7 protein-coding genes are annotated in these 13,140 nt (G+C 35.5%); all 7 read right to left on the bottom strand.

From position 1 onward, the window contains the following. Positions 1-3: 3 nt before the first annotated feature. Positions 4-2,871 carry a SusC/RagA family TonB-linked outer membrane protein gene (locus tag BMY39_RS14250; protein ID WP_245738314.1) on the bottom strand — a complete coding sequence of 956 codons (2,868 nt, stop codon included), beginning with the start codon at positions 2,869-2,871 and terminating at the stop codon, positions 4-6. Positions 2,872-3,219: 348 nt separating this feature from the next. Continuing rightward, positions 3,220-4,758 carry a DUF6377 domain-containing protein gene (locus BMY39_RS14245; RefSeq protein ID WP_092580872.1) on the bottom strand — a complete coding sequence of 513 codons (1,539 nt, stop codon included), beginning with the start codon at positions 4,756-4,758 and terminating at the stop codon, positions 3,220-3,222. Positions 4,759-5,022: 264 nt separating this feature from the next. Then, positions 5,023-6,228, bottom strand: coding sequence for a mannose-6-phosphate isomerase, class I (gene manA, locus BMY39_RS14240; protein WP_092580870.1), 1,206 nt, complete (start codon positions 6,226-6,228; stop codon positions 5,023-5,025). 190 nt (positions 6,229-6,418) lie between these two features. After that, the gene (locus BMY39_RS14235) at positions 6,419-7,138 is read right to left on the bottom strand and encodes a hypothetical protein (protein ID WP_245738312.1); all 720 of its coding nucleotides are present in this window, start codon (positions 7,136-7,138) and stop codon (positions 6,419-6,421) included. Position 7,139: 1 nt separating this feature from the next. Then, a complete protein-coding gene (locus BMY39_RS14230) occupies positions 7,140-10,457 on the bottom strand; it encodes an alpha-amylase family glycosyl hydrolase (RefSeq protein WP_092580866.1) in 3,318 nt (1,105 codons plus the stop codon). Between the two features lie 69 nt (positions 10,458-10,526). Beyond that, positions 10,527-12,002, bottom strand: coding sequence for a SusE domain-containing protein (locus tag BMY39_RS14225; protein WP_092580864.1), 1,476 nt, complete (start codon positions 12,000-12,002; stop codon positions 10,527-10,529). 25 nt (positions 12,003-12,027) lie between these two features. Beyond that, complete coding sequence (locus tag BMY39_RS14220) at positions 12,028-13,134, bottom strand: SusE domain-containing protein (RefSeq protein WP_245738310.1); 1,107 nt, start codon at positions 13,132-13,134, stop codon at positions 12,028-12,030. Between the last annotated feature and the right edge of the window lie 6 nt (positions 13,135-13,140).

Raw genomic sequence — 13,140 nt, 5'->3', positions numbered from 1 at the left:
TTTTTAAAAAGTAACACTTAAACCAAAAAGCGTGGTTCTCGATTGCGGATAAGTACCAAAGTCTATACCTCTTATGGTATTACTACCGCCAAAGGCATTTACTTCTGGGTCAAAACCAGAGTAATCAGTAATGGTTAATAGATTTTCACCGGTAACATAAAGTCTCAGAGCACTTAGTTTTATTTTATCTAACATATTCTTAGGGAAGTTATAGCCTAGGGTAAGCGCTTTTACTCTTAAATAGGAAGCATCTTCAATAAAACGTGTTGATACTCTCGAATTATCTGAATTACCAAAAACAGCTCTTGGAATTGTTGTAATATCTCCAGGTTGTCTCCATCTATCTAAAACAGCAATAGATTGGTTTTTTGGGTCAATAAGTCCTTCGGTTTCAATTCTTGTTGCATTCAACATATCATTACCTTGAGAACCTTGCAAGTAAATCATTAAGGTAAAGCCTTTATAAGAAAGATTATTGGTTAATGAATATGTAAAGTCTGGATTGGCATCACCAATAATGGTTCTATCATCTGCTGAAGGTGTAAATGTAGAAACTCCATTTCGGTCTAAGTAAAATGCATTTCCAGTTTGTGGATCTACTCCGCCGTATATATAACCGTAAAGAATCCCCAATGGTTCACCCTCTCTAATTAAAGCGGCTTCTCCGCGACCTCCAGCAATGCCTCCCTGAAGCACGTCAGAGTCCACGAGTCTAGTAATTTCGTTTCTGTTGAATGAAATATTGAAATTAGTGTTCCAATTGAAATTTTCAGAATTAATATTTTGTGTGCTAATGCTGAATTCAATTCCTTTATTTTCCAACTCTCCAATATTTTGGATAGCACCGGTAAAACCTGTAGCATTTGGTAACGGTGCATCAAATAATAAATCTTTTGTTCTTTTGATGTAGGCATCTGCAACAATATTCACTTTGTTATTGAATAGAGAAACATCTATACCAACATTAGTTTGATTGGACTCTTCCCATTTTAGTTCTAAGTTTTCTATTGAAGCAGGGAAGGTGCCAGGTTGTACCACGCCACCTATAGGATAGTTAGCACCGCTTCCTACACGACCTAAATACGCGTAATTCTGAATTTGATCATTACCTACAATACCCCAACCAGCACGTAATTTTAGGTCACTCAGTGTTTTGGAATCTTTTAAGAAATTTTCTTGCGACATTCGCCAACCTAGAGAAAATGAAGGGAAATAACCCCATCGCTTATTGGGACCAAAAACACTTGAACCGTCAGCTCTAAAATTGGCAGTAACTAAGTATTTGTCTTCGTATGCATAGTTCAATCTTCCTAAAAAAGATGAATTTGCTTTTTCTGCCTTATCTGCTGTCGCACCAAAAATTTCAGAACCACCATTAGCTGTTGTAACTGTAGCACTAGCAAAATTGCGTGTTTCAATGTAGCTGTTTTCAAATTTGTTTTTTTGATTAACAGAACCAATCAACGCCTCAATTTTGTGATTATTTATTGTGTTGTTATAAGATAAGGTATTTTCTATAATGTAGTATGAGCTTTTGTTAGTGCTATTTATAGATCTACCTTGTAAAGCTCTACCAAAACCAGTTCTAAATGGATCTAAAAACGAATCAAAAACACCAAAACTATTATCAATTCCAACATTAGTTTTGAACGTAAAATTCTTAATTGGTTTTATTTCAAAATATAGGTTACCTAAAAAACGTTGGCTGTTAAACTCACGATCTAAACCATCTGTTGAAGCTAAAGGGTTTTCCCAGTTTTGGAAAGGGTTACTGGTGAAAGAACCATCTTCATTAAATACGCCAATATTAGCGGGTGTGGTAAGTGCACCTAATAAGACACCACCTTGATTTACAGCGTTATTATCATTTACATCTACATCTCTGTATTGAGTATAAGCTATTCTAGTACCAACCTTTAACCACTCGTTGATTTTTTGGTCAAAGTTAATTTTGAAGTTGAAACGTTCAAGCTCAGAACTTTTTACAACCCCTTCCTGATTGGTATATCCAGCTGATACATAATAGTTGGAACCCTCATTTCTCCCAGACATGGCTAACTGATAATTGTTTGAAATTCCGTTTTGAAATATTTCTTGTTGCCAGTCGGTGTTTTGATTGAACCTATCCCAATCCGTGGTTTGGCCAAGTTCAGTCATTAAGTCCCTGTATTGCTCACCGTTTAAAACTGGCAGCGTATTCCATACTTGGGAAATACCTAAATAAGTATCAAAAGTTAATTTCGCTTTTTCAGTTGTACCGCGTTTGGTTGTAATAAGCACAACACCATTGGCGCCTTGAGCACCGTATATTGCTGCGGATGAAGCATCTTTTAGCACTGAAATTGACTCAATGTCTGCAGGATTTATAGAACGGGTATCTGTTGTAGGTACACCGTCTACGACGTATAAAGGCTCACTACCAGAAGTTATGGAGTTTGTACCTCTAATCCTAATGCTTAAACCAGCAGAAGGCTTTCCAGAATTTGCCAATACCTCTACACCTGTTGCTTGACCTTGTAATAGAGAGCCTATTTGCGCGTTGCTTCGACTATCTAAAACTTCTGATTTAATTTGCGCAACAGAGCCTGTTATGTCTTTCTTCTGTTGTGCACCATATCCAATAACTACAATTTCCTTTAATGCCTCGGTACTTTCCTCCATTGTTACATTAATGGTAGTTCTGCCACTAATTTTTTCTTCTATGGTTTTCAGCCCTATATAGCTAAAGACCAATATGGATTCAGAATTTATATTAGCGCTTAATTCATAAAACCCATCAAAATCTGTAGTAGTTCCTGAGGTGGTTCCTTTAAGAATAATTGTAACTCCTGGAATAGGTTGTCCTGATTTACCTGTTACTTTTCCGTTCACAGTTATTTCTTGCCCTAGACATAATATAGGCACAAGAAAAATCAGAAAAAAATTTTTCTTTAATGCTGTCATTTATTTATTTAGTTAAGTTGTTAAAATTAAAGGTTTAGCTAACGCCTTTTACCTTTTTGTCAAAATTAAAACTTATATGATGCTTAAAGCAACCTTAAGTATTGAAAAAGTGGATATGAACATCAATTAAATAAAGTTAAAACTATGTAATTCAGTAGTTTAAATTTATTTTAGATAATTAAAAAAGTAGATAAATGGTGTTAATTTTATAGTTTTACAAACTATATTTATTTCAAAATAATAGTTTTTTATTAAAAAAATAAGATATTTTTAAAATTAAGATATCTTTCTAACGGAATCCTCAAAAGTGTTTCGGTCTTTGGCACTATTTTTAACTTTAACTCTGTAGTTATATATGGTATTTACTGAATAGCGCAAAATTTTGGATATTTTAGAACTATTGGTAATACCCAACCGTATTAAGGCAAATATTCTTAATTCTGTATTTAAGGCTTGTTCATCTTTTACTATTAATTTTTCTTCGTCTTTAAGTAGTGTATTTAATTTTTCGACAAAATCAGGGTATATGTGCAGAAACGATTTATCAAAATTTTCATAAAAAATATTGAGTTCGTTTTCTATTAGTTGTTTGGATTTTGTGAGTTCTAGTAAAGCATTTGTTTTATTAGAAACGATATATTTCCTAACCATCTTACGATAGGTGTCTAGTTTATTGATGTAGTCTGAATATAGATTTAGGAAGGTGCCTATATATTGTTCTTTTACCCTATCTGAATCTGAAAGTTCATTATATAATCTGCTAAGGTCTTCATTACTCAGGCTTAATTGTTCGTTAAGGTCTTGTAATTTATTGTTTGCGTTTTTTAGGTCTTTACGTGCCGCTGATAGTCTCTTTATCTGTCTGTATATATATATAATTGTAACTAATAAAAACAATACCAGAACACTAATAAAGATGAGTAGTTTTTTCAACTCTGTTTTCTGTTCGAAACTTTTAGCTTCGTAAGCTTTCGATATAACCGATAACTTGTTCGAAATGTTTGTATAACGCAATCTAGAGTTGTAAAACTCTGCATCTTCAACAGAAAAGTCTATATATTTATGTGCTCTTTCTATATCACCTTCTTTAAAAAAAATCATGGCAAGTTCTGTTAATGAGGCATTATCTTTTACAGAGGCTTGAATGTCTGATATAGCTGATAATGTTAAAAACTTTTTTTGTTCTTGGGTATTTTTGTCCAATTCGTAAAGTAACGCTCTTTCAAAGGTTATTTGTGAATATTGGGGTGTCGCCATGTCTACTTGAGATAAGCGTTTAGAATTAATTTCTAAGGCTTTATTAATGTTTCTTTCATCTCTATAGCCTTTTTCTACAAGGGCAAGAGATTCATCAGAATTCGGGCTCAGCCTTTGTAATAGTGAATCTTGGTAAACTGCATATAATTTAGAGTAGTCCTCTTTATTCGTTTTTACAGTTGAATAAAAATTAAGTCCTGAATAACTCTCTTTTAAATTCAAATAGTATAAGTTGAGAAGATTTTCTGGGAGCTGAGATCTTTGAATTTCATTCAAAACATCAATGGCCTCTTTGTATCTTCCGGATGTTACTAATAGTTTGGATAGTTTTAATTTGGACTCCTTTACTAAGCTAGTATCGTTTAGTTTTTTTGCTATCTCTATACTCCTTTCTATATATAAAAGAGCATTGTCAAAACTATACTTTTCATATTCTGAAATGATTTTGCTTAGAATAAAATACTTGTTTTCAAGAGTTGCGTTTGGTTCCTCTAATAGCTTTTTTAAATTAGTAATTCTTACTTCTTTAGTGGTGTCGTAGATGGTTCGTCGCTTCATGTTCTCTTCTAACTTTTGAAGTAAGGAGTCTAGCTGATTAGAAGAAAATACAGGATTAAAACATAAAATAAGCGAGAATATCAGAAGAAGATTTTTCAAGACTACTTTTTTAAAGATTGAAACAAAGTTACAGATTTATCAACTTCATCAAAACTCTATTCAAGTTTAAATTCAAAACATAGGCACGTGCAGCAACAGAGATTTTAAATCTAAACATGCTTTCCTATATAATGCAACATAAATCTAAAAGTTTTTTTTATTGCTTTATGGCGTCGTAGCTTTATAAATTACAGATGTGGTATCCGAATTTATGCTGTAATTGCTGTTTGCTAACAAAAATACAGCATCTCCCTTTTTTAGAGATAGCGTACAATCATTTTCAGTGATAGTAGCTTCTCCTTCAACAACTATTAATATTGCGGCTGTTTTAGCGTAAGATTCATATTTCGACGACTGTTTTAGTTTAATCTGGCTTAATTCAAAATCTGGAGCAGGACTTTTATAAATCCTTTCAGGGTTATCTTCTAGTAAGTCGCCCGACTTAATATTAGGAATGGTCTCCTCAAAAACAACATGTTTCAGCAGCTCTTGTACGTCTACATGCTTTTGTGTTAAACCTCCTCTAAGTACGTTGTCAGAATTTGCCATTAGTTCCATATTCTGCCCTTCTAAATAGGCATGAGGTATCCCTGCATCTTGAAAAATAGCTTCGCCAGGGTTTACGTTTACAATGTTAAAAAAGTAAATGGAATATATGCCTTTATCTATATTTCTTTTGTCTTTAGATGTAGCTATGGCTTTTGCAGCCCAATAATCAGGGGAAGATTTCTGTAGTCTTCCAGCCTTGTAAAGTGGTAAAATTCTATCAACCAACGGCTGTAATGTTTGGTTACATTCTTTTTGAGGAGCTTCCATTACGGTTTTGTATAGCCCATAATAACCTGCTTTATAAAAAGTGCTTAATAACGGCTGAAGTTCTGGTATATTCTTTAAAACCTCTTCTAGTTTTGTCTTTGGTAAAAAACCATGTAATAGCCAAAACTCGCTCAATGCAACCATTATTTCAGGTTTATGGTTGTCGTCTTTGTAATTTCTATACGGTGCATCTAAAGGAATACCTAGTTTATTTTCTTTTTCAAAACCTTTTTCAGCCTCAGATTTTTTAGGATGTACCTGTATGGATAGCATGTCTTTAACATCGAGTACTTTGAACAGAAAAGGCAAGCGTCCAAACTTTTTTTCAACAGTGTTTCCTAAAACTTCAATAGCGTTCTTTTTAATAAAACTATCCAGAGTTTGTTCGCCAGTTTCTGTAAGTAATGTGGATGGGGATTTAGTTTGTGCACCAAGCCAGTATTCGGCAAAGTTTTCGGTTTTGGTTGTTTTTACGTTTAAAAGATTGGGGATGAAATGGTGCCCGCCCCACGCATAGTGTTGAATTGTACCTTTTAAGGCATATAATCTTGTCATAAAATCTAGTTTGTATAGTCTACATTCGTTATAAAATCAATACGAATTTACCGTGAAACTTCTTACGATTTTAAAATTACAAATTTTAGTTGATGCGGGTTATATTTAGATAAGATTTAAAAAAATAATAAAAAAGACTTCTTGTAATGGAAGCCTTTTTTGATATTAATCAATGGTTTGAATCTCTTAATTAATTTACAGAAAACTGAAATATTTGTGATTCGGAGTTGTTGTTTTGTGCATCGTGGGTCACAATGCGCCAATAATACGTAGTTCCAGAACTTACATTTACAGAGGCACTTGCATTACTTGTTGTAGTCGCCTTATCAACAGGGGGTGAAATAGTACCGAAAAACACATCATATTCCTTAATATCATTATCTACATCTTCTCCTTTCCATTCTAGAGTTACACTAGTTGTAAAACTCAGTGTAGCCGACAGCTCTGGAGCGATTAATTCCGCAGGAAAAGGCGCGTAAGATGATACAGCTTCACCTGCATTATAAAATTTCCAAGTTGGGCTTTGCGCGGTTTCTGTTCCAGAATTTTTAGAAATAACGTACCAAGAATATGGTGTCCCTCTTAAAACAGTGACACTTCTTTCCGAAATGCTAGACGTGTAATTCTGTGTATTCTGTGTATTAAGATTTTTAACAAATAACCGATATGAAGTTGCGTTATTAGCATCATTCCAATTAAATAGAATGGTGCTTTCTGTACTTGTTAAATTTGAACCTGTGGTACATTCAGAGTTTTGCTCTGGAAAAACTAAGGTTGCTGCACTTGGTGGATCTACTTTATCAGGATCTGGTCCCGGATCAGGTGTGTCATCACCACCACCGCTACTACAATTCCACATAAAAAGGCAAGCCGCCAAACTTCCCACTAAATATATAACTGACTTTTTCATATTATTTCTTAATTATTTTGAAGCTTTTACTCGTAGTTTCAGATGAAACCCTTAGAATATATATGCCTTTGGAATACCTTGATGTGTCAATATTCAAATTGCGCTCATTGCTATTCGTACTAAAAACTTTATTGCCTAAAACCGAGTAGATTTCTACTGAAGTAGTAATGTTTTGCTCGCCTAAATACACATTCAATTCATTTGAAATTGGATTAGGAAATGCCATGACACCTTCACCATAAAAAATAGTTTCTTCATATTTTCCTTGGCAATCCTTATCTGTCTTAACATTAATCGTGTTTGTTCCAAATTGTAAAGGGAGTTCAATGGCGGAAGCAGAGGTTTCTGTTGTAACCCCATTTAACGTAACGACGTAGCTATCTCCACCGTTAAGATTAATGGCAATAGCATTTTTAGATGCAATAACTTTTGATGTTACCGATAAATCTTCAGGTTCCGTAATTGAAACATTAAAGCATTGTTCGTAGTCTGCCTGCCCCTCAACTGTAATGCAAACCCTGTAATCTCCTGCTTCTAAATCAGATTTTAAGAAGGTTGTAGTAAATATTTCAGAGTTATTCAAACCGTTTCCAGTTATAGTAGCAGTATAGTTTAAAGCTTTCTGAGCCATAATGTCAATAATGCCATTATTACTGTTTCTACAAGTTTCACTTGCAATTTGAAGTCTAAAATTATTGATAGGTAGCACAAAAATCTCACAACCATTAGCATCAACGGTCGCACCTAATGGTGTATTAGGGCAAGTGTCTTCTGTATTAGGAACGCCGTCACTATCCAAATCATTGGGGTCAATAACAGGTTGGGTACCATACATACGATATTCTCCGGGAGCTAACGTAATCGATGATGAAACATTGGCAACATCAAGAGGTGTGTTTTTATTTAGTAAGCTGTACCATGTTCCTGTTTTTGAGAAATTGGGGTTTACAGATTTTTCCACCATATCAAAATTTGCAATCACTACAACATCAAAATCACCGTTATTATCGTTTAAATTAACGCGTTTTACCAAGCCGTCTAATGAATATGAAAAATCAGTGGTGTTGAAAGTTGAAGGATATTCCGTCTTCAATTTTATCATTTTTGATGTGATGTTGTACAAATCCAATCGATCTTCATCGTCATCATAATTTAAGGTCCACGCCACGGGTTTTCTATCTAGTCTACAGTTGCCGTTAGTAATATCATTTTCGCAATTAATACTTTTATCGTAACCTAATTCTCCAAATTGCCATAGCATTTTAGGTCCTGGTACGCTATAAAAAATAGCTGTTGCCGCTTCAATTCTGTCTAAGGCCGTTTGAAAATCTTTAGTATCATGTTCAGCATTGGAATTCCCATTATTTATGTTTCTTACCATTAAGCGCTCCTCATCATGACTTTCCATATAGCCAACTACATGGGGGGTGTTCCAATTTCGTTCGGTATAAGATAACCAAGATACATTAGCGTCATTGGATTTTCCCATGGTGTTTTGATTAAAACTGTGGTTGAGATTGCCCCAAAACATGAAACCATAGTCGGCAAGTTCCTTTTCTTCAGAATTATCAGCGAAATGCTCTAGAATAAGATAAGCATCAGAGGATACATTGTTCCAAATATAATCCCCGTAATCTTGAAGAATGGCAATTCTAGAGGCATCTCGATTCCCCCACGCCCCTACATTATCAGGGTTATTAGTTTGGGTAAATCCTTTTGATAAATCGAATCTAAAACCATCTACCTTAAATTCATCAATCCAGTATTTTAAAGTTTGCTTTACGTAGGTTTTTGTGTAATCGCTTTCATGATTAAAATCGTAACCTACATTAAAAGGATGTCGTGCATCTGGGTTTAGCCAAGGGTTGTCTGGAGATGGCTTAAAGGCTGCACTGTCCCAATACAATTGGGCTAACGGACTCTGACTAAACGCATGGTTGTAAACTACATCTATAATAACAGCTATACCTCTTTCATGACAAGCATCTACAAAAGCTTTAAAATGATTTTGCGTACCATAATATTTATCTAAAGCACCGTGAAACGATGGGTTGTACCCCCAGCTATCGTTGCCTTCAAATTCGCTCACAGGCATTAATTCTATAGCGTTGATACCTAGATTTTCAAGATAGTCTAAGTGCGTCATTGCCGCTATAAATGAGTCGTCTTCTGTAAAATCACGAATCAACATTTCGTAAACCACAAGGTTTTCTTGGTTAGGTTTCGCAAACGAATTTACTTGCCAATTATAAGGTGTTTCATTAATTTGAAAAGAGGATACGTTTCCAGAGGTCTTTCCCGAAGGATAATCCATTAGGTTTGGATATGTTGTATCTGAAATAAATTGATCGTTATTTGGGTCAAGTACTTTTTTTGAATACGGATCAGCAACTCGTAAGCTATAATCTACATAGTATTGATATGCGTATTCGGTATCAGGGTCTAAACCGTTTAAAGTTAACCAAAATACCTCTCCATCCTTATTCATTTGATATGTTGGATCCAATGTCCAATCGTTAAAGCTTCCAATTAGGAAAACATCAGTTTTCATTGGTGCTTGCAATACAAAAGTTACAGAGCCATCGTTGTTCTTGTTCAAGCCATATTCTAAACCAGTTGGAACAGTTTCAGTTTGTGTGGGTGTTTTTACATAAACCGAAATTATTTGCTCTTTTGTTTCAGTACCTTGAACCGCAGAGGCAGTAATTGTGAATGGGCCTGTAGTAGTAAATGTATATGCAGAAGCTATAGTGGTGCTTGCCGTTTCAGTTGCAATGGAAGTATTGCTCACTTTTAATTCTAAATCTGCAGCAGCGCTGGATTCTGCCGAAATAGTGATATTATCGTTTATATCAAAAACATCGTCATTTGATGGATTTGTAAGAGTGACATTTAAACCTACTTCAAAAACTTCAATAAAAATATCAGGTCTTGATTGTTGGTTGCCAGCGGCATTTCTGAAAACTATAGCAATGTTAGTAACGGTTTCTCCAGCATCTACGTTGTAAAATGCATTAATACTTGGAGTAATTACAAGTTGATAAGTATTTGCCGTTAATCTGGTTAATTTTGGTTGCGTGGTATTATTGCCCCATGCGCCTATAACGTGTTTCCAATCAGTATTGCTAGTGGAAGCTGAAGTTAGTACACCCGTATGAGCGTAAACATCTCCGGTATAACCTTCTAATTCTGAGCCTGTAGCATCAAAGGTTATGGTGACTTCGTTATCTGCTGTTGGTATGGTAGGAACAGTAGTTGCCGATTGCCCGAAAATCAGGGTTGTTATTAATAAAATATATGGTAGAAATATCTTTTTCATGCTTTATTGGTTTAATCAAAAAAGGCTGTACAAACATTGGCACAGCCTTTTAAGACACTTCAACTAAACTTAATTGGGTATAATGACATAGCTGCCATCTAAATCATTAAACCAGATATCATAACTTCCCGTTGGTTCATTAAATGGAATATTGTCACCTCCACCATTATCTAACCTAGCGGTGCCGTAAAGCTCTTCTGAACCTGTATATCTCCATACTGCGGCGTTACCGTCAGGTGGCCAAACATCGTTAGCTCTAATAAGTATTTGTCCACCATTTGTTAAGGTTACATTATCTAGATGCCATATATGTGGGTCGTTAGGATCTTGTGTGAAATCTGTATCTGTACCCCATCCTAATGGAGTAGCGTCACCAATTATGCCAATTGTAGTGTAAGTTGCGGCGCTAGAAGCATCATAAGGCGCTACCGTAAAACTTCCACCTTCGCCTACTGTGGTGAACGTGTACGTATAGTATCCGGCAGTCGATACATTAAATGTACCTGGATCATTTCCTCCACCAGGGTTTACGGCTAATGTAGAGCCATCATTGGTTCCCCATTGAGGTTGCCATGCAGTAGTTTCTAACAGTTTAAATGCTCCAGCATTAAAATATCCTGTATAGAAATATACGTTTGGTACATTTTGATCTCTAAAGATTGCAGTATTGTTGTTGTCTGGATTCCAACCAGGCGTTGTCGCATCTCCTACTAAATACAAATATGGAAATGAAACGCTATAGGGTGTTACTGAAACCGTTGTGGTTTCTGTAACTCTTTCCAGAGTGTTGCCGTTAGCATTGGTGTTTCTTGCGATTACTCTCATATCTATATTACCAGCACTTTCTGCATTTATGCCAAGACCCAAGGCTACACCATTAAGATCTGAATGCGTGAGCGAAACTGATGTTGCATTATTTGCAGTACCTATAATTACAGGAGAATCAAAATTAGTTCCAGCGGCAGAGGCTTCTACGGTGTACGCCAAATCAATGCCTAGTGATGATGATAGTACAGCATCAGACCATTCAACTGTCATTATTATTTCATCTGACGAGTTAATTGATAAAATAAACGCATCTGTATCAGTTGGATTAATTAATGTTGGAGGGTTCACTGGATACGTCGTAGCAAGTAACAATATACTATTACTAAGTTGATCACCAGCTTGAACTCTCATGTAAACAGGAATATCTTTAAACTGTGTATCCACAATTGATGCCAGCGCATTATTAAATTCTGAAACAGTCATTGAAAAATTATTCGAATCTGATGTTCCTAATACAGTTGGAGATGTAAAATCTGCGTCGGTTGACATTTCGACGGTATAATTTGAACTGCCGGTAACTTCGTCAGTCCAAGAAATAGTAAATGCAGGGTTATCAGGCAATGCAAAATTTAAGAACACGGTACTAATACCTGGAGTGTTTAATACAAATTCTGGGTCTGGTGATGTTATATTTAAGGTTTCTTCTGTTTCGCACGAGGTAAACACAAGTGTTACCACAAGCAACAGAAAGCTTAAATTCTTTATAATTGATTTCATTTGTTTTTTTAGTGTTACGTTAGTCTTATAAGTTTAATGGTATAAGGATATAACGACCTGTTAAATCGTTAAACCAAATATCATAATCATCCTCAACAATTACAGGTATTGAACCGCCTCCCGCAGTTGCAACTCCAGAGAAACTTGTTGTGTTTCCCCAGGATGTTCCAGATCCCGTCATGAAATTAACCTCACCAGGAGTTAGTCTTACACCATTTGCAAACCAAATATGTCCGTCGAACGATAAAGGAGACAATGCAATAGATGAAGCCACACCCGATCCTTCGATAGATAATGAAGTTGGGCTTGTAATACCTAAAGCATCAAAAGGCTCAAAAGTGAATGTGTTGCTACTAAAGTTTATAGTAAACGTGTAAAAACCTTCAGGGATCCCGTCACCTCCGCCATATGGAAATCTTTCTGGATCACTGCCTCCACCTGGATTAGCACCTACGGTTGTGCCATCATCTGTTCCCCATTGTGGTTGCCATAAGCCTTTTGCTTGTAATACTTTAAAATGGCCATTTTCAGCAAACCTTCCTGTGTAATAGAATACATTTGGATTGTTTTCGTCTCGAAATAGGGCGGGGTTGTTATTGTTATTATTCCATCCAGGAGCAGTAGCATCACCAACCAAGTAGTAATCATTAAAAACATAGTTGTAGAATGGGTAAACATCAAATTGTAATACATTTGAAGTAATTGGTTCACTATTTTGGGTACCTAATGAAGCAACAACTCTTGTGTATAAAGTGGCCCATTCAAATGGATTTAGTCCTGCATTGCCTGCAGCTGAATTTAATTCTCCAACTGATAAAGTTATGGCACTTGTGCCCGTAACACTTGTAGCGGTTACAGGAGAGGTAAAGGCGTCATCCATAGAGAATTGTACAGCATAATTAACCGCTGTTGGTTGTCCGTAATCAGACTCAGACCAGTTTAATGCAAGAGCGGGATTTCCAGTATTTGTAGCATCCAACTCTATTTGCGTTATCTGCAAGTCAGCCAAAACAGGTGCGTTTGGCGCTGATATTGTGAATGTATCAGAATTATCATCGCATGAATTTAGGAATATTAGAACTAACCCAATTATGCTAAAAGCTGAAATTCGTTTTAAAATTTTCATCATCATTAATAT

It is taken from the genome of Hyunsoonleella jejuensis (assembly GCF_900111025.1).
GTDB lineage: Bacteria > Bacteroidota > Bacteroidia > Flavobacteriales > Flavobacteriaceae > Jejuia > Jejuia jejuensis.
The sequence above is the reverse complement of the archived record's forward strand: the minus strand, read 5'-3'. Positions and strand labels throughout refer to the sequence as shown.